The sequence below is a fragment of the Streptomyces sp. NPDC048338 genome (assembly GCF_043201055.1).
In the GTDB taxonomy this organism is placed as follows: domain Bacteria; phylum Actinomycetota; class Actinomycetes; order Streptomycetales; family Streptomycetaceae; genus Streptomyces.
In genome coordinates, this window is the sequence record NZ_JBICYQ010000002.1 from 310,390 (window position 1) to 337,029 (window position 26,640).

Below are 26,640 nucleotides of genomic sequence, written 5' to 3' on the forward strand. Positions count from 1 at the left end.
GGCACCATCAACAGCAACAACGTCCTCCAGGACGTCACCGTCATCCCCGACGGATCGTTCGCCAAGGACTGGCAGGAGATCGCTTTCCTCCGCGTGCCGGGAAAGCCGGCCTACCCGTGGGCCTTCCTGCTGGTCCAGTTCAGCGACGCCACGACCCCGACCCCCTTCACCCGTCAGCGCTTCGAAGAGATGTGCACGAGTGCCGGCGCCGGCAAGTTCAATCTGGTCGATTTCTACCAGGACATGTCCCACGGGAATCTCGATCTCAGCACCTCACGCGTGTTCGGCTGGCACCGGCTCGCACAGAAGGAATCCGACTACGTCGGGTCGGGAGGCAATCCGCAGGGTCGCAGGGACCTGATCACCTGGGCGCGCCAGGCCACGCTCAACGCAGGCGACAACCTGTCGCCCTACGCGAACCGGATCTTCGTCGTCACCCATCCCCCCACGGACCTCTTCGGCATCCCCGAAGGCGCCGTCTCCGGTGACGGCAGGGACTCGGAAGGGATGACCTCGCTGGCCCCGAGCCTCGTCGGACACGAGATGGGACATGTGCACGGTCTCGACCACTCGTGGGGCGGCGGCTACGAGTACGGGGACCACTGGGACCTCATGAGCAACCGCACCCCCTATATGGCGCCCCACCCGGTCTACACGGAGCTGGACACCGCCGGGCGACCGATCTGGCGCATCGGCCCGGGCCTGAACGCCGCCGCCATGTGGGGCAAGGGCTGGCTCGACATGACGCGCGTCTGGCAAGCGGCAGGCACCGAGACCGACGCGCTCGTCGACCTGCGACCGCTCCACCGACACGACCTGCCCGGGCACCTCTGTGCGCGCGTCGGCCCGTACTTCTTCGAGTTCCGCGTCAAGGAACGCTGGGACGCGGCCATTCCCGAGCCGTGCGTCCTGGTGCACGAACTCACCTACAACCGGTCGTACCTCCTCACCGCGACCGAGAACGGCGGCCGGCAGGACCTTCGGGAGGGTGACGAGTTCCTCCGTGGCGACCCTGACGACCCGACCGGGTCGAGCCCTCTGGTTCGAGTCAAGGTCCTGGACATCGACGCCGCCGCGCGGACGGCGCGACTCAGCGTGACGCAGCGGCCGGATCTTCGGTTCATGGCCGGACCCGAGACACGGCTCTTCGGGGCGGAAGGCATCGACGGCGGGCTCATCGTCATCGGCGGGAAGGTCGTGGACGTACCGCCCGGCTCACCGCTGTCCGCCACGATCGAGGAGATCGCCCAGCAGCTCCAGGAGACGGGAGCCGCCGTCACCGCGGACGGCGACGGCTATCTGCACCGGGACTTCCTGCGCGCGATCGCTTCCTTGACGGACCTCGTCTCGCGGATGGAGACGCCGTGTGTGCCCCATGACGTGGTGGCCCGGACCGACCGCGTCATGGCGTCCTCGACCGCCGCTCCGCACGCGGGCAGCGACTGAAGGACGGTGAGTCGGCGCCGCGCCCTGGAGAGGGAGCGCGCACGCGCTTCCTCTCCCGCGCGGCTCGGCGGCGTCGCCGAACCAGACGTCACTCACCATCGGATCGACCCGGCCCTCTGAGGATGAGCCCCGAGGCCGGCCAACTCGGTGTTGCCGGTCGCCCGTCGGAGGCGGAGCGCCGCCCGGCTACGGTTGCTTCGCATGAACCCTACCGAGATCGAGATCACCGCGGAGCTCGTCCGGGACCTGTTGCGCGAGCAGCATCCCGACCTGGCCGACCGCCCGGTGAGGCTCGGTGCGCGGGGCTGGGACAACCAGCTGTGGCGGCTCGGCGACGACCTCGCTGTCCGGTTGCCCTGGGCGACGCAGTCCGCGGACGCGTTGCTGCGCAAGGAGCACGCCTGGCTGCCCTCACTCGCCCCGCACCTCCCGCTGCAGGTCCCGGTCCCGCAGCGCCTCGGGGAGCCGTCCGAGAGGTTCCCGCGGCCGTGGATCGTCACCACGTGGGTGCCGGGCGAACCCGCCGACCGCGCCCCCGTGACGCGTGCCGCGGATGCGGCCGGCAGCCTGGCCGACTTCCTGACGGCTCTTCACCGTCCCGCCCCCGACGGCGCGCCCGCCGGCCGTGGCCGCGGGGGGCCGCTGGCGGACCATGCCGAGGGGTTCGCCGAAGGGCTCGCGTCGGCCACCGAGCTGGGCCTGATCCCCGACCCCGAGGCGGTCCGCATCGTCTGGGAGGACGCCGTCGCCGCACCCCGTTGGACGGGCCCGGCACTGTGGCTCCACGGCGACCTGCATCCGGCGAACATCCTCACCACCGACGGTACTTTCTGCGGCGTGATCGACTTCGGTGATCTCTGCGCCGGTGATCCGGCCTGCGACCTCGCTGCCCCCTGGATCCTGCTGCCGACCGGCGCCACCGACCGCTTCCACGAGGCGTACCGACCGACCGCGGACACCGCGACGCTGCGCCGCGCCCGCGGCTGGGCGGTGCTGCGCGCCCTCGGCGGCATCCACATCGGGGCGGCCGGTCTCCGCGGCCGCCCCGGCGGCAAGGCGACCTGGGGCCCACCCGCCCACGCCGCACTGCGACGTCTCGTCGCCACGGTCCGCCGGCCCGGTGGGCACGACCGAGCGGCCGATGGCGCCGACGCTCCTCGCCCGGCGTGAGCGAGCCGTCCCCGTGACGGATCTGCCGGTCAGGGCCGCAGGCCCGCCCGGTTGAGTGCGACCTCGCCGAGGGTGGCGATGACGTGCTGGTCCCCTCGGCGCCACGCGTCGGCGAAACCGCCGGGCGGGACGGGGAGCGCGGCGAGGTCGCGGGGCGGGCCGGTGAGAGCACGCAGGGCGAGCAGATCAGCGCCTCCGGGCGCGTCGACGAGACGCCGAAGGGTCGTACTGCGCCGGATCCAGAGCAGGCGCGGGGGAAGCCACAGCAGCAGTACGAAGACCACCGGAATGACGATCAGCACCGCCGTGGTCACGTCGGCCACATGAGTGACGGCCTGCTGCAGCGATTCTCCGGCGTCGGCGAACCCCGTGCTGGCGGAGGCCGCGGACTCGAGGGGCTTCCTCAGCAGCCCGCCGACGAGCGGCACGTCCCCTGCCGCGTCGCCCGCGTTCCCGAGCTCGGCGGCCAGGCCGTCGCCCGCGCTCTCGACCTTCCTCCCCGGCTCGGCCAGACGCATGATCGCTTCGCGGATCGCGAAGGCGCCCCACACCACCACGGCGATGAGGAGGACGGCGACGAGGTCAACGAGCACCTGACGGTTCCGGCGTGCGGGTGTCTGAGCGTAGAGGCGCATCGGCGGGGCCCCGTTCGAGTCAGGGAGTCGAGGAGGATCGGCCCGGTCGGGCGCGGGTCGGCCGACCCGTACGTCGGACTCAACCCTTCCACCTCTCCGCGCGGGCAAACGTCCATGACACGGCACAGGGGTGGCCCTGACGCCGTGGGCCGCGACGGCGGGCGGGCGCGCCAGGTGACGCCCGGGCCGAAGGAATTCCGGCAGTCCTGATCATGGCCATGCCCAGGCGGGCATGATGGACCCGTCATGCACGCCCGCCCAAGGGGAGAACATGCGAACCACCGGTCTCGTCGCCGTCCTCGTCGGCGCGGCGGTCGTCGGACTGTCGGCCTGCACCTCGTCGCCGAAGCCCGACTCCGCCCCCTCGATCGCCACCGAGCCCGCGCCGTCGATGAAGGGCTTCATGCCCGACGTCGTCGGCGGAAGCGTCGCGGGGGCCGTCGGCCAGTTGGAGGGCACGCTGCGGGTGGACGACGTGTCCGGGCAGGGCCGGGTGGTACCCACCGACGGCGCCGCCACGGGCTGGAAGATCTGCACGCAGCAGCCCGGCCCGGGCGCCGCCCTCGACGGTGGGCAGAGGATCGTCCTCGGAGCGGTGAAGACCGACGAGAGCTGCTGACGCCAGACACGAGAGCTGCTGACGTCAGCAGGGGGAGCGCCCGGTCGTACCGGCATCCGGCCGCCTACCCGGAATGCGTTGCGCCGGCGTCCCCTTGAGCGGCTCGTAGCCCGGACCGTCTCTCCGGTACCGGGAACGCTCGTCCGTGCGGCCGCCGGCCGGCGACAGAGGCGGAGCCGTTGAGTCTGGTGGTGACAACACCAGGCTCACCACACCCTCCCTCCCCTCCCGGCTCACTGCCAAGGTGAGCGCATGACCCAGCGCACCACTCTCGTCACCGGCGCCACCCAAGGCATGGGCCGCGCTCTCGCACTCGACCTGGCCTCGCGCGGCGGCACCGTCCTGCTGCACGGCCGTGACCGTGACCGGCTGGAGTCCGTGGCCGCCGAGGCACGGGCCACCACCGAAGACGTCACCGTCCGCACCTACCTCGCCGACCTGTCCGACCTGGACCAGGTACGCGCGATGGCCGAAGAGATCCGTGCGGCGGAGCCGCACCTCTCCGGCCTGATCAACAACGCGGTGGCCGGCGGCGGTTCCGATCCCCTCAGGCGGGAGCTGAACCGTCACGGCCACGAACTCCGTTTCGCCGTGAACCACCTCGCTCCCTACGCCCTCACCAGGGGCCTGCTTCCCTTGCTCACCGCTTCGGCCCCCGCCCGGGTGATCAACGTCGCCTCGATCGGACAGGAGGCCGTCGACTTCGACGACGTCATGCTGGAGCGGGACTACGAGGGCCTGCGCGCCTACTGCAGGAGCAAGTTGGCGCTCATCATGGCGACCTTCGAGCTGGCCGCGGAACTCGACGGCACCGGAGTCACGGTGAACACCCTGCACCCGGCGCATCTCATGGACACGGAGGGCGTCCGCGCGTACGGCCTGACCCCCGTCATCGGCACCGACGAGGGGGTCCGGCCGACCGTGCGGCTCCTCCTCGACCCGGAGCTCGCCACCACCACGGGCCGCTACTTCGACCGCTTCACGGACGCGCGCGCCCATGACCAGGCGTACGACGCCGAGGCGCGCGGGCGCCTGATGGAGCTGACCCACGGCCTGCTCGGCCACAGCGGGCCGTGACCCGGTGGCGTCATCCGGCCACCTGATCGGCCGGCGGTTCGGCGCGGTGGCGGCGGGCGAGCGCCCGGCGGCCGAGAAGGACGGCGCCCAGCCCCAGTGGGACGGCCACGATGGCGCCGACGAGTCCGTTGCCGGTGCCAGGTCCGCCACCGGCGGTCGCCGCATGCAGCACCCCGAGGACCGTGCCGGCCAGCCCCAGCACGATCGCCGACCTCCCGCCGGTGCGCGCCCGGTTGCCGACGCGGCCCAGAGCCAGTCGGCCGATCGCCAGGCCGAGCAGCCCCACCCCGAGGGCCAGGTTGGCCCCGGTCCGTCCGTCGCCGATGATCCCGCCCTCGGCGGCCGCCATCAGCGTTGCTGAAGGACTCATGCCGTTCACCCTCTTCTCCGTCGCTGACTCCGCATTCGATGTGCCTCGATCATGCGCGCCCGATCCCCGGCGGGGCGTCCGACGGATGCAGGCACTTCCCCTGCCGCCGCCGCTGCATCCCCATACCGCGGACGCAGCAGGCCGACGCCCCGATACCGCACCCGCAGCAGCCGACCGCTCGTCCATGAGTCGGACTTGCCCACCTCCCCGTCCGGCTACGGTGCACCCATGGACAAAGGACGGTTCGCCCTCCCCGCCCACGTCACCGACTGGGCGATCGCCGTGGGCGTCGCGGCGCTGCTGTTGGGCACCGGGCTGTCCGGGCCACACCCGGACAGGGGCGGCGAGCTGATCGGCGCCCTGCTGCTGGCGGCGGGCGGGTTGGCGCTGGCCGCGCGCCGCCGGGCACCCCTCGTCGTCCTGGCCGTCACCGGGCTGCTCGCGGCGGGCTACCAGGCGGCCGGGTTCGAGGCGCTCGCCGTCTCCTACCTGGTCGCGGTCTACGGCGCGGTACGCGCCGGGCACCGGACCGTCGCGCTGGCGGCCTCCCTGGCCCTCCTCGTCCTCCTCCAGCTCACCGCCCTGGCCTCCCACGACGGGCCCGCGCGCGAGATCGTCGCGCAGGCCCGGAGCACCCTCGAGATCGCCTGGCTGATCGCCGCGTTCGCCGCCGGGGAGGCGGTGCGGCAGGCCGAGCGGCGGGCGGACGAGGCCGAGCGCACCCGCGAGGAGACCGCGCGACGCCGGGCCGACGAGGAAAGGCTGCGCATCGCGCGGGAACTGCACGATGCCCTCACCCACCAGATCTCGGTCGTCACGCTGCAGTCCGAGGTCGCCGTCCACGTGGCCCGGCGGCGCGGCGAGCAGGTGCCGGAGGCCCTGCTGGCGATCCAGGAGGCCGGCCGGGAAGCGAGCCGGGAGCTGCGCGCGACCCTCGAGGCGCTGCGCGACGACGACACCACCCCGCCACCCGGGCTCGACCACATCCCCCACCTGGTGAAACGGTTCCACACGGCCGACCTGGACACGACGCTGACGATCCGAGGCCAACCGCACGCCGTACCGGCGGCGGTGGGCCGCACCGCCTACCGCATCGTTCAGGAGTCGCTCACCAACGTCACCCGGCACGCCGCCGCGACCACGGCCACCGTGCTCATCGACCACCGGCCGGACGCCCTCGCCATCCGCGTCGACGACGACGGGACAGCCACCGCGCACCCCGCGCCGACGCCCGGCCTCGGACTGCTCGGCATGCACGAACGCGTCGCGGCCCTGGGCGGCCGCCTGCGCACCGAACCGCGCCACGCGGGCGGCTTCACCGTCCAGGCCGAACTCCCCATGGACGGAGCGACGTGATCCGTGTCCTGCTGGTCGACGACCAGCCGCTCATCCGCAGCGGATTCCGCGCGCTGCTCGACCTCGAAGACGACATCGAGGTGGTGGCCGAGGCCGCGGACGGCCGAGAGGGCTTGGCACTCGCCAGGGAACAGCTGCCCGACGTCGCGCTCATCGACATCCAGATGCCCGTCATGGACGGCATCGAAGCGACCCGCCGCATCGCCGTGGACCCGGCGCTGGCCCGCGTCCACGTCGTCATGCTGACCAACTACGGCATGGACGAATACGTCTTCGACGCACTGCGCGCCGGCGCCGCCGGCTTCCTCGTCAAGGACATCGTGCCGGAGGACTTCCTGCACGCCGTTCGCGTCGCGGCCCGCGGCGATGCCCTGCTCGCGCCCGCGATCACCCGCAAGCTCATCGACCGGTACGTCGCCCAGCGGCCCCCCGCTCCGGCCGGCAGCGGGCTGGCGGAGCTGACCGGCCGCGAACGCGAGACGGTCGTCCTGGTCGCACAGGGCCTGTCCAACGACGAGATCGCCGACCGCCTGGTCATCAGCCCGCTGACCGCCAAGACCCACATCAACCGGGCCATGGCCAAACTCCATGCCCGCGACCGCGCCCAACTCGTGGTCCTCGCCTACGAATCCGGCCTGGTCACTCCGGGCCGCTCCTGACAGGTGCCGCGGCGGCGCGGACCGGACGACCGGAAGCCGGGTATCGACCACCTCGACGGCCGGGCGGCAACCGATGCGTGGCGGCCAGGCCGCCATCACGCGAGCGGGAGACGCCCCGGAACCAGGGGGCCGGTGCTCACATGCGCGGCGATCCGGTCGATGGTCCGGGCGTTGTCCTCGAACAGATGGCCCTGCATGCCCGCCGCCCGGGCGGCTTCGACGTTGACGGCGACGTCGTCGACGAAGAGGCAGTGCTCCGGGCGCACATCCAGGCTGACGCATGCGGCCTCGAAAGCCCGCAGGTCAGGCTTTCCGATGCCGATCTCGTGGGAGTAGACGATCTGTTCGACCAGCTCGTCGAACCGGTACAGTGCCGTCTCCCGTTCCCGGGCCCCGACGAAGCTGTTGCTCAAGATGCCCAGCCTGCACGAACCCCGCAGTCCTCGCACGTAGCCGATCAGTTCGTCGTTCGGCGTCCCCAGGTACTCCGTCCAGAGGTCGGCCATGAAGCCTTCGACCTGGTGGGCGCCGAGACCCAGGCGGGCGGCCACCTGCTCGTGCACGTCTCGTTCGCTGATGGTCCCGACGCTGCCGGCATGCCACACATCGCGCATCCGCTCGTTCACGGTGCCCGCCGGCAGCTCAAGCCGTTCCTCCCACCGTTGTACCCATCCCGTGTCCGGCGTGATCTCCAGTACGCCGCCGATGTCGAGAATGACGCAGGTCGCGGTCACGCGAAGTCCCCCTCTTCCGTCCTGCCGGTCCGACGAGCGCACATCCCCGCCGAAGTGATCCACGGAGACACTGTTGTGCGTCGCCCCGAGCCCAGGTCAAGCGATCTTGGAACTCTGTGACAGGTCTGTCGCGAGCACCGGCGGGGAGCTTCGCTCATGTTCCGGCGACCGGCGACCGGCGACCGGCGACCGGACCGGCGGTTGCCTCGCCTCGGCTCGGGTGGAAACCGAACCCGGAGGCCTCCGTTCGGTCAGCCCGCGGCGTCGTGGGAGGCGCGGGCGGCGAGAACCTCGTCCATGTGCTCCTCCGCCCAGCCCTTGATCGCGCACATGACCGGGAGCAGCGAACGGCCGAGCGGGGTCAGTTCGTACTCGACGCGGACGGGGACGGCCGGGATCACGGTCCGCGACACGAGCCCGTCGCGTTCCAGGTGACGCAGGGTCTGCGTGAGCATCTTCTGACTCACGCTCGCCAGCGTGCGTTGCAGGTGGGAGTAACGCCGAGGCCCGTCGGCAAGGGCGTTGACCACGAGACTGACCCACTTGTCGGCGATGCGGTCCAGCAGCTGCCGTGCGGGGCATCGGGCGAGGTAGGCGTCGTAGGCGGTGCTCGCCTCAGCCCGGCGCTGGGCGGCGGTGCGGGTCGGCATGGCTCTCCTCCCGGTGCCTGAGGCACCTCGAAGTGCGTACTTCCCGTTGGAGAGTAACAGTCCGTAAGTTCCGCAGCATGACTGATGAAGAGTTGATGTGGGCGGTGGTGGCCCGCGGTCACGGCGGATCCGAGGTGCTCGAGTCGGTGAGGGTTCCGGTGCCGGAGCCGGGCTCCGGGCAGGTGCGGATCCGCGTCGAGGCCGCGACCGTCCAGCCCGTCGACCTGGCCACCCGTTCCGGCGCCCTTGTCGAAGCCGGGCTGATGGCGGTCCGTGAGCGCACGGGCATCGGATGGGACGTGGCGGGTGTGATCGACCGGGTCGGGGCCGGTGTCGGGGCGTTCGCGCCGGGACAGCGGGTGATCGGGCTGCGCGACCTGCTCGACGTGTCGCTGGGCACGTACGCCGAACGTCTGGTCCTGGACGCCACCGCGGTCGCGGCCGCTCCGGCCGGAGTCTCCGCCGCGGCGGCGGCGACGCTGCCGTTGAACGGCCTCACCGCCCTCCAGGCACTCGACCTGCTCGGACTAGCCGAGGGCGACACCGTCCTGGTGACGGGAGCCGCCGGCGCGGTCGGCGGCTTCGCCGTCGAACTGGCGGATCGGCGCGGTCTGCGCGTCGTCGCCCAGGCCGGCCCCGGCGACGAGAGGTGCGTACGCGACCTCGGTGCCGCATGGGTCGTCGGCCGGGACGTCAGCGACCTCGCGGCCGACGTCCGGCGCCTGGTTCCGGGCGGAGTCGACGGCGCGCTCGACACGGCAGGGCTCGGTGTCCGCGCCTTGGCCGCCGTCCGCACCCGGGGCGCCTACGTCACGGTGGTCGGCGGTTCGGCCCCCCTCCCGCTGAGGGGCATCCGGGTTCACCAGCAGTGGATCAGCGCCGACGGGGCAGCCCTGGCCGAACTCGCCGCCATGGACCTCACGCTGCGGGTCGCCGGCGTCCTGCCGTTCGAGCGCGCGGCCGAGGCGCACGATCGGCTGGCCGCCGGCGGGCTGCGCGGCCGACTGGTGCTGGTTCCTTCCTGAAGGGCTGCCCCGCGAGGGGCGTCCTGCCGGGAAAGCCCCGCCCGGCTTCCACGTCACGGGAGGGTCGGCACGGAGCTGCCGCGTCGGCCCGAGTGGTCCATCCGGTGCGTACTGCGCGGGGGAAGGGACCGGCCGACCGGCATGCCCCAGCGGCTGAGGTATGTCTTTCACGTGGATGCACGCCGAAGAGCCCTCGTCCCGCGCCTCCACCGGCGCGGTGGTGGTCTGCTGCTCGTCGTGCCCTTCGCGCTGATCGCGGTGGTGACCGTGGTCGACGTTCTTGTCCCTCCCGACGTTCACCTCGGACCGTTCCTGATCGCCGCGCCTGCGGTGACGGCGTCGTTCGCGGGGCCGCGCATGACGGCCTTCGTGGGCGCCGTCGCGGTGCTGGCCCAGTCGGTCGTGGCGCTCGCGCGAACGAGCATCACCGATCTCAACCACACCTACCAGATCATCGCCCTGGTCCTGATCTCGATCATCGCCACCTTCTTCGCCCACCTGCGAGAGCGCGACGAGGGCAGGGTGAAGCGGTTGCGCTCCATCGCCCACGCGGCCCAGAAGGTCGTCCTGCGACCGATCCCCGACCGGGCGGGTCCCCTGCGCATCGCCTCGGTCTACCTGGCGGCCGAGGAGGAGGCGCAGATGGGAGGCGACCTGTACGCGATGGCCCGGACGGCGAAGGGGACCCGACTCCTCATCGGGGACGCCCGAGGCAAGGGGCTCGACGCGATCAGCGAGGCCTCACTCGTCCTGGGCGCCTTCCGCGTCACCGCCCGCGAGCAGGACCTGCCGGAACTGATCAGGCACCTGGAGGCGGGAGTCGGCTCCTCGACGGAGGAGACCGAGGACGTGAGGGCAGCGGCCACCGACGCCGGGGAGGCCGGCGATTCCGGCGATTCCGACGAGGCCTTCGTCACCGCGCTGGTGCTGGACATCCCCGACGAAGAGCCCGTCCTGCGCCTCGTGAACTGCGGGCACCCACCGCCGCTGCTGCTCAGAGCAAGGAGCGTCACCCTTCTGGAGACAGCCGACCCGAGCCCTCCACTGGGACTGTCGGGTGTCATCGCCCCGGACGTGACGGTGGAGACCTTCCCTTTCGACGTGGGCGATGTGCTGCTCCTCTACACGGACGGAGTCGTCGAAGCCCGGGACCGGACGAGAGCCTTCTACCCCCTGACGGATCGGCTCACGGCCTGGGTGGGAGAGGACCCGCCGACCCTGCTCGGCAGCCTCGAGGCCGACCTGCGGGCCTACGCGGGCGGCCATCTCGGTGACGACGCGGCGCTGCTCGCGGTCGAACGCCTTGCGCGGGAGCCGTGAGCCGGCGGCACGCGGCCGGGGGCCGGCAGGGCCCGGGCATCAGAGATGCGGAACGAGGGCGACAGGGGCGTGGGCGTGGTGGAGGACGGCGTGGGCCACGCTGCCGAGAGAGGTGCCCAGCGCGGAGCGGCGGGCGTGACGTCCGACGACCAGCAGGGGCGAGCCTGCGGCCGCTTGCACGAGTTCCTGGCCGGGGGAGCCGATCACCACGGCGCCGGTGGCGGGCACCTCGGGGTACTTCGCGTGCCAGGTGGCCAGGAGGTCGTCCAGCGAACGCTGGATCTCCGGGGCGACGGAGAGACGGACGTCGGGGACGACGGCGGGTCCGAGGTTGCCGAGGAGCGAGAGCTGCTGAGCGTAGAGGACTCGCACCCCGCCGTGGCGCAGGGCTGCTTCCTCGTATGCGAACCCCAGGAGGGTGTCGGCGGGTTGGCGCAGGTCGACGCCCACGACCACGGGACCACCGGGAGCAGGGATTCCTTCCGCCCGCACCAGGACCGTGGGGCGTCCGGTCCGGCCGGCGACGGTCATGCCGACCGAGCCGACCAGGTAGCCGGCCATGCCGCTCATCGCTCGGGATCCCAGGACCAGGAGCTCGGCGTCCTCGGCTGCGGCGACGAGGCTGCTCACCGGCTCCGCGGGAAGCAGGGCGGTCGTGACCGCTAGGTCTGGATGGTGTTCCCGTAGCCCGGTCGCGGTGCGCTCGAGCAGGTCCTCGGCCCAGGACTCGATCGGCCGGCGTGACGACAGCGGCAGAAGGGCTTCGGGTGAGGGCTCCCGTACGTGCACCAGATGCACGCCGGTGCCGCGCAGCTCAGCTTCTTGTGCCGCCCATCGCGCGGCGGCGTCAGCCTGCTCCGTGCCGTCGAGGCCGACCACGATGTGTCGCGTCATGATCGGTCACCTCCTCGTCCGGGATGCGTGCAGCGGCACCACGGCGACCGGTGCCGGACTGTGGTGGATGACCGCGTGAGCGACGTGGCCCAGTTGGGGACCGATCGGCATCCTCCGGCTGCGACGCCCGATCACCACGAGGTCCGCCGTGCGGGACGCCTCCACCAACTGGTAGGCGGCGGAACCCACGACGGCCTTCGCGGTGGCCTCGACACCCCGGTACCGCTTGCGCCAGGGATCGACCAGCTCGTCGAGGTTGTCCATCATGCGTTCGCCGAGCTCCTCGCCGGCGACGGGGTCCATGATCGCCGCGTAGCCGTAGGACGCCGGCAGCGTCCAGCTGTGCAGGAACCGCAGCGGAACACCCCGGCGGGCTGCCTCCTCGAAGGAGAAGGCGAGCAGGGTTTCGCACGGGCGGTACACGTCGACACCCACCACGATCCCGCCTCGCGCCGCCATCGGTCGGCCCGCCGCACGGTCGGCACGCAGGAGGACGACGGGGTGCCGAGCCGAGCCGACCACGGCCAGGGACACCGAGCCGACGACGAAGCCGGAAACGCCGCCGAGGCGGCGCGAGTCGAGCACCGTCAGGTCCGCCTCGTTCGCCGCGGCCGTCAGCACGTCGGCCGCTCTGCCGGCCACCCGCTCGGCGACGACCTCCAGTCCCGGATGGTCCTCCTGCGCCTGGTTCACCGCCTTCTGCAGCAGCTTGTCCGCCCGCTCGGCGACGGCGTGGACATACGAGTCCGGGAGTTCGGGCGCGGCCGGCCACTCGTCCACGTGCACCACGTGCAGCGCCGCTTCGCGCAGCACCGCTTCCCTGGCTGCCCAGCGAGCGGCGGCGAAGCTCTCCTCCGTACCGTCCAGACCGACGGTGACGTGGGCCGTCATCACGTACCTCCTCGAACAGCCTCCCCGTATTCCAGCCTGATTCCAGCCTGCCGCCGGCCGCCCACCGGCCGGCAGGGCCGGGCAGGTCTCGATCAGGGCCGAACGGCCCATGCCGGGCGCGCCCACCGGGATAGCGTTGAGGTGGAGCAGTTCCGGAGGTGGAACCATGACCAGCGAGACCCTCGGCCGGCCGGAACTCGGCGACATCATCGTCGGTGTCGACGGGTCGCCCTCCGCGCGGACCGCCGCCCTCTGGGCCGCGGCCGAAGCCGGCCACCGTCACGGCCGCCTGCACCTGGTCCACGCGGCCGACACCGACAGCCGCGCCCGCCACACCACCGCCGCGGCGATCCAGTCGGTACGCGAAGCAGGGCGCGACCTGCTCGAAGAGACGGCGAAAGCGGTCCACGAACGCTTCCCGGACCTCACCGTGACCACGGAACTCAGCCGCCAGGAACCGATCGCCGGCCTCAGAGGGGCCGCGGGCCTCCGCGGCACCGTCGTCGTCGGACACCGGGGCCTCGGCGGCTTCTCCACCCTGATGCTGGGCTCCATCGGACTGGGCGTCGCCGCCCGGGCCCACGGACCCGTCATCGTCGTACGCGGGGATGCCGAGCGGCCGGAGACGGGTTCCGTGACCGCGGCCGTCCACGGCGCCGGCGACCTCGAATGGCTGCTGCTCGCCGCCGCCGAGGCCGACGCCCGCAAAGCGGTTCTCCGCGTCGTCAGCGTGTGGAACGTGCTCACCCACATCGGCAGCATCACCTCCATGCTCGACGACCTCGAGGCCACCGCCCACCGGCGCGTGCACGAGGTGAAGGACCTCGCCAACCGCGTCCGTGAGGTCTACCCCGGGCTGATCATCGGGCACCACGTGGAGACCGGCACCAGCGTCCCCGGCATCCTCGTCGAGGCAAGTGCCCGCACCGACCTGCTCGTGATGGGGCGCGGCCATCGCCCGCTGGGTGTCGGCCCCTCCCTGGGCCGCGTCGCCCACAGCCTGATCCACCACTCCCACTGCCCCGTGGAGATCGTCCCGCCCGGCTTCGCGACCCGCGACGACGAGCGACGGACGAACACCTGACGTGAACGACGTCCGCACCGGTGCCGACCTCCGCGGACTGTCCGGCACGGGCCGGGTGCGGGCTTCCGGCGTCGCCGATCGCCGACGATCGCGACCGCGGCTGCTCACCGCCCCGCCGCCGGTCCGCGCCCGGGTTCCCGACGAAGCCGCGCGGACGCCGGGGTCGAGGCGGGGCATGTCGCGGCGGGGCACTCCTCCCGGTGCGACGGCCGCGAGTCATCCCGGCGGCCTCCGCGCACTGCCCGACTGCTCCTCGAGCCGGTGGCGGACGATCGCTGTCAGGGCCGTCAGCCGCATCGACGCCGCCGGCACCGGTGCGATCGGCCCGTCGACGCGGCGTGCCTCCTCGGGAAGCGCGGCGAGATCGGCCTCGAAGCGGGCACGGGCCGCGGACAGCGTCGCGGGCGGTTCGGTGCGCAGTCCACCGCGCATCACCGGCTGCAGCAGCGGCTCGGTGCCCGCGGGGGGCTCCTCGTTCGCCAAGCCGACGACATCCCGCAGTCCGGGACCGCGGAAGACCTGCTTGGGGCCCGGTGCCGTCACCTTGGAGGCCGACAGCTTCATCATGGGACGGGCGTCGTACTCGACCAGCTTGTACGCCGCGTCGAGGTAGGGGGCGTCGGCGGCGGTACCGACCTTGGTGCCCACGGCGTAGGCGTCGATCGGCGCACCTTCGCGTACGAGTGCGGCGACACCGTACTCGTCGAGGCCGCCGCTCACGATGATCCGCACGTCCTCCAGTCCCGCAGCGTCAAGTGCCGTACGGGCACGGCGGGCCTCCGCGCCCAACTCGCCGCTGTCGAGCCGGATCGCGCACTCCGGGCCGAGGCCGAGGTCCGCCAGGACGCGCGCCGCCGTCGCGACTCCCCGGGCCGTGTCGTACGTGTCGACGAGAAAGGTCACCGGGCCGGGATGTGTGCGGGCGAAGGCCCGGAACGCAGCCTCCTCGGAGGCGAAGGCCTCGATGTACGAATGAGCCATCGTGCCCGCCGCCGGGATGCCGAAGCGGCGGGCCGCGGCGACGTTGCTGGTGCCGGCGAAGCCCACCAGAGCGCTGAGGCGCGCCGCCTGCATACCGGCCTCGGGGCCGTGCGTCCTGCGCAGCGAGAAGTCCACCAGAGGCCGCCCCGCGGCGGCGAGCATGCAGCGCGCCGCCTTGGAGGCGACCGCCGTCTGGTGGCAGAGCAGCGTGAGAAGCGCGGTTTCCACGAGCTGGGCCTGGGGGAGGGGCGCCGTCACCTCCAGGAGCGGCTCGCCCGCGAAGACGATCCGCCCCTCCGGTACGGCGCGCACCTGCCCGTCGAAGGACAGGCCCTGCAGCGGCGCCAGGTCCGCGACGGGCCGGTGCAGCACTGCCGCGAACTCCTCCACATCCGCCTGCCCGACGCGGTAGCGGGAAAGGTAGTCCAGGGCCGGTTCGAGACCGGCGGCGACGAGGAAGCCGCGACCCGGTGGAAGGTCGCGCACGAACAGACTGAAGGTGGCCGGGCCGCGCATGTCCTCCCGCAGGTACGAGAGGGCCATCGTCACCTCGTACAGGTCGGTGGTCGTCACTTCGGACACACTTCGAGCATGCACGGCCGGCCGGCCACCCGCACGGGGACGTCGCCGCGCGGCTACCTCCCCGCTTCACCGGTGAGCTCGCACCGCACGTCCACCACGCCGTCCACGGCCCGCGCCAGACGTGCGGCGAGCGGGATCAGTGAGGCGTCCCGGACCCGGCCGGCCAGGACGACGACACCGGCTTCGACCCGCACGTCCACGTCCTGGTGGGACAGGGGGAAGACGTGCTCGACGACATCGCGGCGTACTTCGGACGCGAGCTCCTCGTCGGGGCGGAGGAACACCTTGAGGAGGTCGGATCGGCTGACGATGCCCTGGACCGCGCCGTGCTCGTCGACGACGGGCAGTCGCTTCACGTGGTGGGTGGCCATGGTCCGGGCGGCCTGTGGCAGGGACGCCTCGGAACCGATGGTCACCGCGGGGGAGGTCATCAGGTCCCGGGCCAGCCGGGAGCCGGCCTTGGCGGTGGCGTCCAGGCGCTCCCGCTGTTCGACGAGGCCGAGGCGATGGCCCTGCAGCTCCTCCTTGAGCAGGAGGTCCGCTTCGGAGACGACGCCGACGACCCGGCCCTCGCCCTCGACGACCGGGACGGCGGTCACCTTCCACCGTTCCATGGCGGCGACGATCTCCTTGAACTCCTCGCCGGGCCGCACGGCCACGACCTTCTCGGTCATCACGTCGGCGACGGTGTACGGGTGGGTCATGACCTGCTCCTCACCGGGAGGGCGTGAGGGTTCGCCCGGTCGGTCGCGGCGACGCACGAGCGGTCGCCGTGTCGTGCTCGCGGCGGAAGCGTCCGCCCCGCATCGGACAGGACACCACGCTCCTGCGGCCAGGGCCCGGGGCGGGCCGTGACGCGGGCCGGTCGGCGGGTCCTCCATCCACCCTCACAGACGCGGGCCCGGGCGGGATGGGCCCGCCGGGTCCCTCCTCGGGACCGACCGGCTCATGCGGGGCACGGCGTCACGGGGGAGGCTGGTGGTGAGTTCCGTGATACGGGACCCCAGGGGCATCGCAGGAAGGCGTCGTCATGAAGGCACTCGTGTTCCAGGGCGCGGGCCGCACCGCCTGGCAGGACGTATCGGATCCCGGCATCATCGACGCCGCCGACGCGATCGTCCGCGTCGATACCGTCACCATCTGCGGCACCGACCTGCACATCATCAAGGGCGACGTCCCCGAGGTGGAGCCCGGTCGCGTCCTCGGCCACGAGGCGGTGGGCACCGTCGTCGAGACGGGCGGCGACGTGCGCACCGTCCGGCCGGGAGACCGCGTCCTGATCTCCTGCATCTCCGCCTGCGGCCGCTGCCGCTTCTGCCGAGAGGGCCGCTACGGCCAGTGCCGCGGCGGAGGAGGCTGGGTCCTGGGACACCTCATCGACGGAACGCAGGCCGAATACGTCCGAGTGCCGTTCGCCGACCTGTCCGTGCACCCGCTGCCCAGCGCGGTCGACAGCGTCGACGCCGTCCTGCTGGCGGACATCTTCCCCACGTCGTACGAGGTGGGTGTGCTGAACGGCGGCGTCCGGCCGGGCGACACCGTGGTCGTGGTCGGCGCCGGCCCCATCGGCCTGGCCGCCGTCACCACGGCACACCTCTTCAGCCCGAGCCGGATCATCGCCGTCGATCCGGTGGAATCACGGCTCGCCGCCGCCCGCAAGCTCGGCGCGGACGCCACCGCCACCCCGGGCGAAGGGCCGGAGCAGCTCGTCGCCGACCTGACCGACGGTCTGGGCGCGGACGTCGTCATGGAGGCCGTGGGCCTCCCGGAAGCCTTCGAGATGTGCACCCGCATGGTCCGCCCGGGCGGCCGGGTCGCCAACATCGGCGTCCACGGCAAACCTGCGACTCTGCACCTCGAGGACCTGTGGATCAAGGACGTCACCCTCACCACCGGGCTCGTGGACACCTCGTCCACACCCATGCTGCTGCGCATGATGGCCGCCGGCCGGCTGTCGACGGGGGAACTGGTCACGCATCGTTTCGAGCTCGGGCAGATGGCGGAGGCGTACGAGGTGTTCGGCCGCGCGGCCGAGACCGGTGCGATCAAGGTCGCGCTCGGCGGGCCGCAGCACACGACCGTGACGGTCGCCACCCCGCCGGCTGCCGGCTGACGCCGCGCCGGTCGGCGGCCCGTTGTCGTCGCCCCGCCCTTGCGGGCCTTTCGCTCGCAGACCGGCCACGCCCCACCACCCCGGCCTGCGCGTGCAGGCCCGCGGTGGTGGGGCGTGGCACGTGCGCGCCCCGTGGCCGGACCCGATCACCAAGGCCGTCCAGGTTCACCGCACGGGGTGATGAGCGGATGACTCAGCGGCGGTGAGGCGAGAGACGTCCTCGTCGACGGACAACCGGTCCACGACGGCGACGACACCGTCCACCTGCTCCGCGAGCCCCACGACCGCCCGGGCCTGGCTGCGCCGTCGGATCCGGCCGTCGAGCGTCACCACGCCGTTCAGGACACGGACGGCAACCAACTCCTCGGCCAGGCCCAGCGTCTCCGCGAGGACGCCCTGCTGCACGCGACGCCGTATCTCGGCATCCGGGCGGAGGAACACGCAGAGCAGGTCACGTCGCGTCACGATCCCCACCGACCGGTCCTCCTCGTCGACGACGGGAAGGCGCTCCACCCCACGGCGGACCATGAGCCGTGCCGCGTCCGCCACCGGTTCCTCCGCGCGTACCGTGACGGCCGGCGCACTCATCAGTTCCCGCGCGGTCAGTCCTCGGTGTGCCAGCAGATCGGTCTCCGAGACGACCCCGACGACGTGGTCGTCCTCATCGAGGACGGGAACGCCGGTGATGTCGTGCTCGGCGAGCAGCTTCGCCACGTCCCTGAACTGTGTCGGAGGAGCGACGGAGACCACGTGGTCCGTCATCAGGTCGGCGACCTTCAGGCGCTCCATGCCGCACCTCTTTCATCGAGCGTCGGAGCGGAGGGCTCCCCGCCTTCTCACCGTCCGCCGTGGGCCGGTGAACTGCGAGGGCCGAACGGTCCCCAGTGCCGGGACCGACCGGGCCGCACCGGCCGGCACGGGCCCGGACAAGGCGCACCGCCGTCACCTGCGACACATCGGAACGCGTGTCGGCTCCGTCGCCCACGGCCAGCTGCACCGGGCCCGTGGCCCGGCGATCGCCGTTCTGCCGCACGGAGGGTCCGTCAGGAAGCCCCGTCCTCGGCGGCGAGCTCCATCCGCACGTCCACCACACCCTCCACCGCCTGTGCGGCACGCGCCAGAAGCGGCACCAGCGACCGGTCCGTCAGCGTGCCGCTCACCGTGGCCACACCCTCTCTCACGGTGACGTCCACAGCGGCGAGCGCGGGCCCGACCAACACGGACCGGCGGATATCCGCCTCGATCTCGTCGTCCTTCCGCAGGAACACCTTCAGCAGATCACTTCGGCTGACGACGCCTTCCAGCATCCCCAGCTCGTTCACCACCGGCAGCCGCTTCACCCCGCGCCGGGCCATGATCTGCGCCGCCTCGGCGAGAGTGGCGCCTGCACGCACGGTCACCGCCGGACTCGACATGAGCTCCCCGGCCAGCACCGCGCCGGCTCTGGCCGCCTCGTCCGACTCGCCGGGGCGCGGCTCCGCGCCTCGAAACTCCTCCTTCACCAGCAGATCCGCCTCCGAGACCACCCCCACGACCCGCCCTTCCCCCTCCAGCACGGGCAGCGCACTCACTCTCCACTGGTCCATGAGGGCGACGATCTCCTTGTAGGGCGCGTCACGGCCGACCGCTACGGCGGTGTGGGTCATGACGTCGCTCACGGTGGAATGCGAAGGCGGTGTGCAGCGCATCGATGGCCTCCTGCCAGGTGTCCACTTCCGTCGTGACCTGCGCGGGTGTACGGGGGAGGGCCGTCGTTCGCGCCGTCGCCCGGCCGGCCCACGCCGGCGCGCACCGGCGGGTGTCTATCGGCCGCTGCCGTGCGGGGCGTACAGGTCAAGGAGCCGCACACGGGCGGCGACGAGACGATGGGCGAGCATCTGCCCGACGAAGTGCCCCAGGGCGGAGCCGAAGCTCGGATCGGCGTCCATCAGCCGGCGCACGGTCGCAGCTTCGAACTCGTACGCCCTCACGCGTGTCATGGCCTCCGCGCCGAAGTGCCAGAGGTACGGGGGGAACAGCCACGACCAGCCGAGAAGTTCCCCGGCGTCCACGCTGTCGATCACGGCCGGCCGCCGTCCGGGCACCGGAACGTCGAGGGTGACCGTACCGGTGCGGACGATCCAGAAGCGGTCGGCGTATCCACTCTCCTCGAACAGCCGCGTGCCCTCGGGAAAGTCCGCCGGGCGGGCGCAGTTCATCAGCCGGTCGCGGTGATCCGCGGACAGTGCCGCCGTGAGTCGCGGGGCAGCGAGAGCACTCATGGGAGGACCTCCTTCTCGGGCGGATGCTTCCAGTCTCTGCGTGTGGCGGGGAGCAAGGGAGGGCCGGATGGTCCCTCATACGCAAGTCTCTCGCGGAATCGGACAGGCCGGATGAATCGGACAGGCCGGGTGGTGAGGCGTGCGGCGGGTCGAGTCGGAGGTCCGCACCTCGGTGGTGATCGCGACCCCGTCCGGTGGGTAGGGACTCGTTATGGACGACCACGGGGCACAGCGGCCCGAGACCGAGGATCTGCTGGCAGGACTGAGCGTGGACGACCAGCGGCCGGAGCAGCCGGTACTGCTGGATTCGACCGGTGCTCCCCTCAAGACGTGGCAGGAGAACTATCCGTACGACCACAAGATCCGGCGGCGCGAGTACGAGCGGACCAAGCGGATCCTCCAGATCGAGCTGCTGAAGCTGCAGCGCTGGGTGAAGGAGACGGGGGCTCGGCTCGTCGTGATCTGCGAGGGCCGGGACGCGGCCGGCAAGGGCGGCACGATCCAGCGGTTCACGGAGCGACTCAACCCACGCGGCGCCCGTATCGTCGCCTTGTCCAAGCCGACCGAGCAGGAGGCGGGACAGTGGTACTTCCAGCGCTACGTCGCCCATCTCCCGACTGCCGGGGAGATCGTCTTCTTCGACCGCTCCTGGTACAACCGTGCCGGTGTCGAACGGGTCATGGGATTCTGCTCCCAGGAAGACTACGCACTCTTCCTGAGGCAGTGCCCGACCTTCGAGGACATGCTGATCGCCGACGGGATCCTGCTCGTGAAGTTCTGGTTCTCCGTCTCGCGTGCCGAGCAGCGGACCCGCTTCGCGATCCGACAGGTGGATCCCGTGCGGCAGTGGAAGCTGTCGCCCACCGACCTCGCGTCCCTGGACCTGTGGGACGCCTACACCACCGCCAAGGTCGACATGTTCCGGGCCACCGACACGGAACGCGCGCCCTGGACGGTGGTCAAGAGCAACGACAAGCGCCGCGGGCGTCTGGAGGCGATGCGCAGCCTCCTGCAGCGCGTCGACTACGAGCAGAAGGACGTCACGGCGGTGGGGCGACCCGACCCTCTGATCGTCGGCGCCGCCGACACGCTCCTGGAAGCCGGCGAAGAACCCACCGATCTGTCGCCCACCCCGCTGGCCGGCTCCTACCGGGGCCCCGGCCTGCATCCCCGCCCGGAGAGCGCCGGCGAGCCCCGCAGCGCCGAACCGAAGCCCTCGGACTCGCCTGGGACGTGAGTCGTCGAAACCGCCGGGCAGACTGAAATGCGGGAGAATCCGGAAGAACTGGAAAGCGGCGCGGTATTTCTGCCAGGCCTCGGCGAGGCGGCGCAGAATGCGGATGTGGTGCTGGTGCAGAAATCGGCGGACAAGCGAGAAAGCCCACCGGCATCGGGGCCGGTGGGCTGACTTTCTCGGGTGGCTTCTACCAGCGGTACCAGCGGCTCTTGCGGCCGCCGTGCCCGGCGGGGCGTACGACAAAACCCAGTAGCCATACCACCAGGACGACGACGGCGACCCACCACAGGGCCTTGAGTGCGAAACCGGCGCCGAAGAGTATCAGCGCGAGAAGCAGAACGAGAAGCAGGGGAACCATTTATATCAACCTCCGGTCGACCTTGTGCCCCGCTCTCCATCTGCTATTCCACTGAAAATCGGGTGAGTTTCTCCGTGACTTCCGGGAAGAAGGCCGGGTTGGATCGGTGCGTGGCGGCGTTCCGCATCAGGGCTGTTCGGGCGCAGTCGACGCCGTACACGCGACCGGCGGAGCGGCGCCGGGTAGGCGTCGGGCATGAACAACACACATGCCCTGGATGCTTTCGCGACGGACGGACCCGGGCCGGTGCTCGACACCCCGTCGTCCTGGTGGCTGACGATGCTGGACCGTCTGGAGCGGACGACCGTGGCGGATCCCGCCATCAGTGCTCTTCAACGCAAGATCCGCGGCCTCCCTCTGGGGAGGGCGCGTGAGGTGCTGCGGGGCAGGCCGCTGGGTCACCCGCTCCATCCCGTACTGGTGCAGGTGCCGATCGGATGCTGGTTCTCGGCCGCCGTCCTCGACGCGACCGTGCCGCGGGCCCGTCGCGCGGCGACGACGCTGACGGCGGTCGGTCTGGCGGGGGCGGGCCCGGCCGCGGTCGCGGGCTGGGTCGACTGGGCGGAGCTGCGACCCGAGCAGGCACGGGTGGGCCTCGCCCATGCGCTCGCGAACGTGGCCACGGTCGCGTGCTACGCGGTGTCCTTGACGGCGAGGCTCGGGGGCCGACCGGCGAAGGGCGTCCTGTGGTCCTTGGGTGGCCTGGCCGGGGTCGCGTTGACCGGTGCGCTGGGCGGGCATGTGGCGTATCGGCGGGCGCTCGCGGCGGACGCCGCGGCGTAGGGCGCTACGGCGCGCCTCTGAAGAGGGCGGCGGCCCCCGTGATGTCGAGGAGACGGGTCACCGGCCGACCGGCCGCCGCGATGGTCAGGTGGCGATGCTCGCCGAGTGCCCAGAGGCGTGCGCGCAGCAGTGTGTTCAGACCAGTGGCGTCGCAGAAGGTGACGTCCGACAGGTCCAGGACGACGTGGTCGCCGTCGCAGGTCACCGTGGCGTGCAGCAGGGTGGCCTCCAGTGGTCCGGTGGTGTCGAGGTCGATCTCTCCGCGGACCCTGACGAGGACGCCGCCCGCGGTCGGCGTCACGGAAACGGCGATCCGGTCGTTCCCGCCCTGATGCGCCTGGTGGGGCCGGTGGGGCCGGAGGGAGTCGAAGAGCGGAGTCATGGTGACCACCTCCGGCCGTTCACGTGCCGCGCTTGTTGTTGGTGCCCTGGCGAAGCTGGTCGGTATGCCGGGTCACGGCATCGACGCGTGCGGCGAGCTGCGCGTCCTCGGGGCGCAGGTGACGCCTGGTGTCCGTGAGCGGCCGGACGAGAAGGGCGGCGTCGTCGTCGGCGAGGGCCAGGTTCAACTCTCCGACGGCGCCCAGGGCACCGTCGGGGAGGCCGGTGAGGGCGGTGATCTGTCCGGCGAGCCGGCGTAGGTCGGCCGCGTTGTCGCGGGCCCAGGAGGTGACGCTGCGCTCGGCCGCGCGGGAGTCGCGCGTGGCCTGGACGCGCTGCTCGCCGGTGCTTCCGGCGGCGCCGGGGCGCAGCCGTAGGTAGCGACGCTCGGCGGCCTGGCGGCTGGCGACCCCGAGGGGTTCCGCCAGCTCGGCCCAGCTCGCGCCCCGGTCGCGGGCGGTCTCGATCAGGACGGATTCCCAGCCGGCGAGCTGCTCACGTACCTCGCGCAGGATCACCAGTGCGGCCAGCGCCGAGTCCGGCCCCGAGTCGGGGGCGGGCGCCGACGGGAGCGCCGGCGCCGGTCCCGCGGTGGGTGGCTGCGCGTCCCTGACGGCTCGGTCGATGGTCTCCAGCGCCGCGGCGGCGGCAAGGAAGGGGACCCGGGCGGCGGGGGGAACTGCCTCGTCCATGACTCTCTCCGTGTCCGTCATCCTCTTGATGACACTGCAACTTGTCATCGCTTCGATGACATGTTACAACGGGATCAGTTGAAGCGCATTGGCAGCTATTGCCTGGACCAACTGGAGGTGTTGAACGATGTTGATGCGCACCGACCCGTTCCGCGAGATGGACCGGATCGTCCAGCAGCTTTCCGGCGCGTCGGGTACCTGGTCGAAGCCGTCCGTGATGCCGATGGACGCGTATCGCGACGGCGACGAGTACGTGATCGTCTTCGATCTCCCCGGCGTCAGCCCTGAGGCGATCGACATCGACGTCGAACGGAACATGCTGACGGTCAAGGCGGAACGCCGCCCGGGCGCCAGGGGCGAGGCCGTGCAGATGGAGCTCTCCGAGCGCCCCCTCGGTGTCTTCTCCCGCCAGATCATGCTGGCCGACACCCTCGACACCGAGCGCATCGAGGCCGCCTGCGAAGCCGGTGTCCTGACCCTGCGGATTCCGATCGCCGAGCGTGCCAAGCCCCGCAAGATCGCCGTCGGCGGCACGTCGGGCCGGCAGCAGATCGCCGGCTGAACCGGCCCGTAACGGTCGCGGAGGACGGGGGCGATTCCCTTCCGCACCCGTCCTCCGCGATTCACCCCTTCACCCCGCTCCGGAGGTGACGTGATGTCCGTAGAGCGAGCGGTGTTCCTGGATCAGATCCAGGAACGCGGCGAGTACCGGACCCGGGCGGAAGCCGAACGGGTGGCCCGCGTCGTTCTGGCTCTGCTGGGCGCCCACATGGCCGGCAGCGTGCGAGCCGAGCTCGCCGCCCGTCTTCCCGAGACCTACGCCCTGGTCCTTCTCGCTCCGCTGCAGGCGACCGAGCCGCTCTCGCCCGAACGCTTCGTCCGGGCGACCGCGGCCTGGATCGAAGGCGCCACCGAGAGAACGGCCCTGTGGGACATCGGCGCGGTCCTCAGCGCCGTGGCCGCCGCGGCCGGAGAGACGCTCACCCGCGAGGTCCTGCTCCAGCTCCCACCCGGCTACGACCTTCTCTTCGGGCGGCTCCCCGCCACTTGACCGTCCCCATCGGCCGGAAACCGAACCGTCGAAACGAAGGAACCGCACGATCATGTACGACCAGCCGCGCCCCCGCACCGTCCCGACTGCGACGACGTTCGACGAGATGCTGGAACGCGTGCGCTACGAGGGTGCCTACCCCACCCGTGAACGTGCCGAGGAGGTCGTCGGCCGCGTCCTCGCGGCCCTCGGTCGCCAGGTGGTCGGAGACGAGCGCGTCGATCTCGCACGCTGCCTGCCCGTCGAGGCGGCACTCACCCTCACCGCCCAGATCCCCGACACGGGACAACTCACCGGCTGGGGCTTCGTCAAGGACCTGGCTGCCCGCACGGGCGGCGCGCCGGCGGCCGCGCGCTGGGACGTCGGTGCCGTCCTGGCGGTCGTCGCCCGCCTTGCCGGGCCCGAGCTCGTCGCGCGAATCCTCCGCCGGCTCCCACCCGGCTACGCCCTTCTCTTCGGCCAGGCGGAACTCCTCCAGGCACAGCCCGCGGCCTGACCGGCCCGTCCGGCCGCGTGTCGGCACGGCCGGACGGGCGCCTCCGCGGACTGTTCGATCCGCGCTGCCGGAAGTTGCCGCGCCGGGGGCATCGGACGCGTCGATCCGGACCATGATTCTCCTGATGAGTCGGCAACGAGCAGGGGAGACGTGGGCGATGAGCGAGACCCTCACAGCCGGAGCCCGGCGGTGACCCCGGAGGACGAGGCCACCGCCCACCTGCTCGTCGCGGCGGCCTTCCACGACGCCGCCGCCAAGGCCGAGGAGAAGGGCGACCGCTCCGTCGGCGACTTCTCCCGCGCGGTGCTCCGCCGGTTCGAGGAGCAGCAGCACCTGGAAGGGGCGCTGTACGACGTGGTCGTGACCTACGCCCGGGAGCACGCCTCGCCCGAGGACGTGGCCGCGCTGCGCCGCTGGATCGCCGAGGTGCGGTCGTGAGGGGGGAGACCCGAGGCGCCCGCGTCTTGCCCGGCGGTGGGTTCGGAAGACAAAGGCAGCTGCGACGTTTGGATGTGCGAGAACGGTGAAGATGCGAAGTTGACAGCGGTTTCAAGCCATGAGGAGGAGGCGCGTCATGGGCATCATCGCCTGGGTTCTCATCGGGCTGCTCGCCGGACTCATCGCGAAGGCGCTGATGCCGGGCAAGGACCCGGGCGGCATCATCGTCACCACACTGATCGGAATCGCCGGCGGACTGCTCGGCGGCTGGCTGGGAAAGGTCATCTTCGGCGTCGACTCGATCGACGGCTTCTTCGACCTTTCGACCTGGATCGCCGCGATCGTCGGCTCCGTCATCCTCCTGGCCCTCTACCGACTCGTCACCCACAACCGTCGATCCCACCGACACGCCTGAGCACCGCGTCCGGGCGGCCCTTGAACGGCTCTCCCCCGTGGGGGAGAGCCGTTCCCCGTCCGCGGAGACGGCAGTCGTCGGACGGGACGGCGATGGTGTGCGCGCTGCGCGCGAGGCGTCCGGCCAGGGCGTCGGCGAAGAGCCTCAAGTCGTCGTGCGGCCAAAGGTGTTCGTCCTCGTTCCGGGTGGAGGCAGCCGCCCGTGGACGGATCCGCCGAGCACCTGGAGACGCTGGTCCGCTGGAGCTGACTCACCGCCGACCGGCCCTGTACTGACGTTCGGTAAGATCCGCAGTTCTTCGTACCGGGGGAGGCATCATGGCCGAGGGCCGCAGCACCGAAGGCACCACCAGCGCCGAGGCCGTCGACGACGTGGCGGACGACCGGACCACCGTCCAGCTGGTGTACCGGCCGCAGTCCGCCGACGCGCTGGCCGCCCTGCGGGTCCGTGAGCGGATCAAGCGGACCGGGCTCGTACTGCGTGGCGTGTTCCTCGCACTATGGGTGGGTCAATGGCTCCTTGCGGCCGTGGCCCGCGGGACCGTCGACCTGATCTCGACGGTCCTGGTACTGATCGTCGTCCTGATGGTGTGGGGATACCCGCGCCTCCAGGCCGCCCAGGTCCAGCGGACCGTCGGATGGCAGGGCGAGCACCATGCCACCGTGTCCGCGGCCGGGATCACCAGCCGTACCGACCACAGCACGTTGGCCCAGAAGTGGTCAGCCTTCCAGGGCTACCGCGAGACGGCAGGTCACTTCGTCCTGCTCAGCCGGGACCCGAACATCATGTGCCTCGGAGTCCTGCCCAAGCGGGGCGTGCACGAGGCCGCGGGTGTCGACCGGCTGCGGGCCGTCCTGGACCAGCACATCACTCGCGTGTAGATGACGGGTTGTGCTCCCGTGGGGGTGCGGCCCGGACGGAT

At 71.7% G+C, this 26,640-nt stretch carries 33 protein-coding genes; 19 read left to right on the forward strand and 14 right to left on the reverse strand.

The window, feature by feature from the left end; genetic code table 11:
• Window positions 1–1,446, forward strand: a 1,446-nt coding sequence (locus tag ACGFZF_RS05900) for a hypothetical protein (protein ID WP_393551286.1), incomplete at its 5' end; no start/stop codon positions are given.
• Between the two features lie 201 nt (window positions 1,447–1,647).
• Window positions 1,648–2,616 (forward strand): aminoglycoside phosphotransferase family protein, encoded by a 969-nt coding sequence (locus ACGFZF_RS05905; RefSeq protein ID WP_393551287.1) that lies wholly within the window; start codon window positions 1,648–1,650, stop codon window positions 2,614–2,616.
• Window positions 2,617–2,645: 29 nt separating this feature from the next.
• Here ACGFZF_RS05905 and ACGFZF_RS05910 read toward each other — a convergent pair whose 3' ends face one another.
• Window positions 2,646–3,209, reverse strand: a complete 564-nt coding sequence (locus ACGFZF_RS05910; RefSeq protein ID WP_393551288.1) for a hypothetical protein — start codon at window positions 3,207–3,209, stop codon at window positions 2,646–2,648.
• Window positions 3,210–3,522: 313 nt separating this feature from the next.
• Between ACGFZF_RS05910 and ACGFZF_RS05915 the strand changes: the two genes are divergently transcribed.
• Both ACGFZF_RS05915 and ACGFZF_RS05920 read left to right on the forward strand, forming a co-directional pair.
• Window positions 3,523–3,870, forward strand: a complete 348-nt coding sequence (locus tag ACGFZF_RS05915) for a hypothetical protein (RefSeq protein WP_393551289.1) — start codon at window positions 3,523–3,525, stop codon at window positions 3,868–3,870.
• A 252-nt stretch (window positions 3,871–4,122) separates the two neighbouring features.
• Entirely contained in the window at window positions 4,123–4,947 is an 825-nt protein-coding gene (locus tag ACGFZF_RS05920; protein ID WP_393551290.1) for an SDR family NAD(P)-dependent oxidoreductase, read from the forward strand.
• A gap of 10 nt (window positions 4,948–4,957) precedes the next feature.
• On the opposite strand, the gene ACGFZF_RS05925 is transcribed toward ACGFZF_RS05920, so the two are convergent.
• Window positions 4,958–5,317: a DUF6223 family protein gene (locus tag ACGFZF_RS05925; protein ID WP_393551291.1), complete on the reverse strand. Its 360-nt coding sequence runs from the start codon at window positions 5,315–5,317 to the stop codon at window positions 4,958–4,960.
• 228 nt (window positions 5,318–5,545) lie between these two features.
• On the opposite strand from ACGFZF_RS05925, the gene ACGFZF_RS05930 reads away from it, so the two are divergent.
• Both ACGFZF_RS05930 and ACGFZF_RS05935 read left to right on the forward strand, forming a co-directional pair.
• Window positions 5,546–6,673, forward strand: a complete 1,128-nt coding sequence (locus ACGFZF_RS05930) for a sensor histidine kinase (RefSeq protein ID WP_393551292.1) — start codon at window positions 5,546–5,548, stop codon at window positions 6,671–6,673.
• On the forward strand, window positions 6,670–7,332 hold the full coding sequence (locus tag ACGFZF_RS05935; RefSeq protein WP_393551293.1) for a response regulator: 663 nt from the start codon (window positions 6,670–6,672) through the stop codon (window positions 7,330–7,332). The genes ACGFZF_RS05930 and ACGFZF_RS05935 overlap by 4 nt, the downstream gene beginning before the upstream one ends.
• A 95-nt stretch (window positions 7,333–7,427) precedes the next feature.
• Here the strand turns inward: ACGFZF_RS05935 and ACGFZF_RS05940 are convergent, their stop codons facing one another.
• On the reverse strand, window positions 7,428–8,066 hold the full coding sequence (locus ACGFZF_RS05940; RefSeq protein ID WP_393551792.1) for an HAD family hydrolase: 639 nt from the start codon (window positions 8,064–8,066) through the stop codon (window positions 7,428–7,430).
• A 251-nt stretch (window positions 8,067–8,317) separates the two neighbouring features.
• On the reverse strand, window positions 8,318–8,716 hold the full coding sequence (locus ACGFZF_RS05945) for a winged helix-turn-helix transcriptional regulator (protein WP_393551294.1): 399 nt from the start codon (window positions 8,714–8,716) through the stop codon (window positions 8,318–8,320).
• Between the two features lie 77 nt (window positions 8,717–8,793).
• On the opposite strand from ACGFZF_RS05945, the gene ACGFZF_RS05950 reads away from it, so the two are divergent.
• Together ACGFZF_RS05950 and ACGFZF_RS05955 are read left to right on the forward strand one after the other, a co-directional pair.
• On the forward strand, window positions 8,794–9,741 hold the full coding sequence (locus ACGFZF_RS05950) for an NADP-dependent oxidoreductase (protein ID WP_393551295.1): 948 nt from the start codon (window positions 8,794–8,796) through the stop codon (window positions 9,739–9,741).
• 171 nt (window positions 9,742–9,912) lie between these two features.
• Window positions 9,913–11,061, forward strand: a complete 1,149-nt coding sequence (locus tag ACGFZF_RS05955; RefSeq protein WP_393551296.1) for a PP2C family protein-serine/threonine phosphatase — start codon at window positions 9,913–9,915, stop codon at window positions 11,059–11,061.
• Window positions 11,062–11,100: 39 nt separating this feature from the next.
• Here the strand turns inward: ACGFZF_RS05955 and ACGFZF_RS05960 are convergent, their stop codons facing one another.
• Both ACGFZF_RS05960 and ACGFZF_RS05965 read right to left on the reverse strand, forming a co-directional pair.
• Window positions 11,101–11,955: a universal stress protein gene (locus tag ACGFZF_RS05960; protein WP_393551297.1), complete on the reverse strand. Its 855-nt coding sequence runs from the start codon at window positions 11,953–11,955 to the stop codon at window positions 11,101–11,103.
• A gap of 6 nt (window positions 11,956–11,961) precedes the next feature.
• A complete protein-coding gene (locus ACGFZF_RS05965) occupies window positions 11,962–12,846 on the reverse strand; it encodes a universal stress protein (RefSeq protein ID WP_393551298.1) in 885 nt (294 codons plus the stop codon).
• Window positions 12,847–13,012: 166 nt separating this feature from the next.
• Here ACGFZF_RS05965 and ACGFZF_RS05970 point away from each other — a divergent pair, with 166 nt between their 5' ends.
• Window positions 13,013–13,930: a universal stress protein gene (locus tag ACGFZF_RS05970; protein WP_393551299.1), complete on the forward strand. Its 918-nt coding sequence runs from the start codon at window positions 13,013–13,015 to the stop codon at window positions 13,928–13,930.
• Between the two features lie 216 nt (window positions 13,931–14,146).
• Here ACGFZF_RS05970 and ACGFZF_RS05975 read toward each other — a convergent pair whose 3' ends face one another.
• Window positions 14,147–15,493: a nicotinate phosphoribosyltransferase gene (locus tag ACGFZF_RS05975; RefSeq protein ID WP_393551300.1), complete on the reverse strand. Its 1,347-nt coding sequence runs from the start codon at window positions 15,491–15,493 to the stop codon at window positions 14,147–14,149.
• A 53-nt stretch (window positions 15,494–15,546) separates the two neighbouring features.
• Window positions 15,547–16,197 carry a CBS domain-containing protein gene (locus tag ACGFZF_RS05980; protein ID WP_393551301.1) on the reverse strand — a complete coding sequence of 217 codons (651 nt, stop codon included), beginning with the start codon at window positions 16,195–16,197 and terminating at the stop codon, window positions 15,547–15,549.
• Between the two features lie 326 nt (window positions 16,198–16,523).
• Between ACGFZF_RS05980 and ACGFZF_RS05985 the strand changes: the two genes are divergently transcribed.
• Window positions 16,524–17,606: a zinc-dependent alcohol dehydrogenase family protein gene (locus ACGFZF_RS05985; RefSeq protein ID WP_393551302.1), complete on the forward strand. Its 1,083-nt coding sequence runs from the start codon at window positions 16,524–16,526 to the stop codon at window positions 17,604–17,606.
• A gap of 165 nt (window positions 17,607–17,771) precedes the next feature.
• Here the strand turns inward: ACGFZF_RS05985 and ACGFZF_RS05990 are convergent, their stop codons facing one another.
• The 3 genes from ACGFZF_RS05990 to ACGFZF_RS06000 all read right to left on the reverse strand — a co-directional run bounded on the left by ACGFZF_RS05990 (window position 17,772) and on the right by ACGFZF_RS06000 (window position 19,867).
• Window positions 17,772–18,395 (reverse strand): CBS domain-containing protein, encoded by a 624-nt coding sequence (locus ACGFZF_RS05990; RefSeq protein ID WP_393551303.1) that lies wholly within the window; start codon window positions 18,393–18,395, stop codon window positions 17,772–17,774.
• A 254-nt stretch (window positions 18,396–18,649) separates the two neighbouring features.
• Window positions 18,650–19,294, reverse strand: a complete 645-nt coding sequence (locus ACGFZF_RS05995) for a CBS domain-containing protein (protein ID WP_393551304.1) — start codon at window positions 19,292–19,294, stop codon at window positions 18,650–18,652.
• A 114-nt stretch (window positions 19,295–19,408) separates the two neighbouring features.
• Window positions 19,409–19,867 carry a Crp/Fnr family transcriptional regulator gene (locus ACGFZF_RS06000; RefSeq protein WP_393551305.1) on the reverse strand — a complete coding sequence of 153 codons (459 nt, stop codon included), beginning with the start codon at window positions 19,865–19,867 and terminating at the stop codon, window positions 19,409–19,411.
• Between the two features lie 211 nt (window positions 19,868–20,078).
• Here ACGFZF_RS06000 and ppk2 point away from each other — a divergent pair, with 211 nt between their 5' ends.
• Both ppk2 and ACGFZF_RS06010 read left to right on the forward strand, forming a co-directional pair.
• The gene (gene ppk2 / locus ACGFZF_RS06005; RefSeq protein WP_393551306.1) at window positions 20,079–21,104 is read left to right on the forward strand and encodes a polyphosphate kinase 2; all 1,026 of its coding nucleotides are present in this window, start codon (window positions 20,079–20,081) and stop codon (window positions 21,102–21,104) included.
• A 27-nt stretch (window positions 21,105–21,131) separates the two neighbouring features.
• On the forward strand, window positions 21,132–21,275 hold the full coding sequence (locus ACGFZF_RS06010; RefSeq protein ID WP_393551307.1) for a hypothetical protein: 144 nt from the start codon (window positions 21,132–21,134) through the stop codon (window positions 21,273–21,275).
• Window positions 21,276–21,291: 16 nt separating this feature from the next.
• On the opposite strand, the gene ACGFZF_RS06015 is transcribed toward ACGFZF_RS06010, so the two are convergent.
• On the reverse strand, window positions 21,292–21,462 hold the full coding sequence (locus tag ACGFZF_RS06015) for a hydrophobic protein (RefSeq protein WP_356776863.1): 171 nt from the start codon (window positions 21,460–21,462) through the stop codon (window positions 21,292–21,294).
• Between the two features lie 195 nt (window positions 21,463–21,657).
• Here ACGFZF_RS06015 and ACGFZF_RS06020 point away from each other — a divergent pair, with 195 nt between their 5' ends.
• Window positions 21,658–22,245 carry a DUF2231 domain-containing protein gene (locus tag ACGFZF_RS06020; RefSeq protein WP_393551308.1) on the forward strand — a complete coding sequence of 196 codons (588 nt, stop codon included), beginning with the start codon at window positions 21,658–21,660 and terminating at the stop codon, window positions 22,243–22,245.
• Window positions 22,246–22,249: 4 nt separating this feature from the next.
• On the opposite strand, the gene ACGFZF_RS06025 is transcribed toward ACGFZF_RS06020, so the two are convergent.
• Both ACGFZF_RS06025 and ACGFZF_RS06030 read right to left on the reverse strand, forming a co-directional pair.
• A complete protein-coding gene (locus tag ACGFZF_RS06025; RefSeq protein ID WP_393551309.1) occupies window positions 22,250–22,627 on the reverse strand; it encodes an STAS domain-containing protein in 378 nt (125 codons plus the stop codon).
• Window positions 22,628–22,646: 19 nt separating this feature from the next.
• Window positions 22,647–23,318, reverse strand: coding sequence for an HSP18 transcriptional regulator (locus tag ACGFZF_RS06030; RefSeq protein WP_393551310.1), 672 nt, complete (start codon window positions 23,316–23,318; stop codon window positions 22,647–22,649).
• A 127-nt stretch (window positions 23,319–23,445) separates the two neighbouring features.
• Between ACGFZF_RS06030 and ACGFZF_RS06035 the strand changes: the two genes are divergently transcribed.
• The 6 genes from ACGFZF_RS06035 (at window position 23,446) to ACGFZF_RS06060 (ending at window position 26,599) form a co-directional block, all read left to right on the forward strand.
• Window positions 23,446–23,880 (forward strand): Hsp20/alpha crystallin family protein, encoded by a 435-nt coding sequence (locus tag ACGFZF_RS06035; RefSeq protein ID WP_393551311.1) that lies wholly within the window; start codon window positions 23,446–23,448, stop codon window positions 23,878–23,880.
• Between the two features lie 93 nt (window positions 23,881–23,973).
• Window positions 23,974–24,369, forward strand: a complete 396-nt coding sequence (locus ACGFZF_RS06040; protein ID WP_393551312.1) for a DUF2267 domain-containing protein — start codon at window positions 23,974–23,976, stop codon at window positions 24,367–24,369.
• A gap of 52 nt (window positions 24,370–24,421) precedes the next feature.
• Complete coding sequence (locus tag ACGFZF_RS06045) at window positions 24,422–24,865, forward strand: DUF2267 domain-containing protein (protein ID WP_356607884.1); 444 nt, start codon at window positions 24,422–24,424, stop codon at window positions 24,863–24,865.
• Between the two features lie 189 nt (window positions 24,866–25,054).
• Window positions 25,055–25,303, forward strand: coding sequence for a hypothetical protein (locus tag ACGFZF_RS06050; protein ID WP_393551313.1), 249 nt, complete (start codon window positions 25,055–25,057; stop codon window positions 25,301–25,303).
• A gap of 136 nt (window positions 25,304–25,439) precedes the next feature.
• Window positions 25,440–25,718 carry a GlsB/YeaQ/YmgE family stress response membrane protein gene (locus tag ACGFZF_RS06055; RefSeq protein ID WP_393551314.1) on the forward strand — a complete coding sequence of 93 codons (279 nt, stop codon included), beginning with the start codon at window positions 25,440–25,442 and terminating at the stop codon, window positions 25,716–25,718.
• A gap of 317 nt (window positions 25,719–26,035) precedes the next feature.
• Window positions 26,036–26,599 (forward strand): YcxB family protein, encoded by a 564-nt coding sequence (locus ACGFZF_RS06060; RefSeq protein WP_393551315.1) that lies wholly within the window; start codon window positions 26,036–26,038, stop codon window positions 26,597–26,599.
• Window positions 26,600–26,640: the final 41 nt, after the last annotated feature.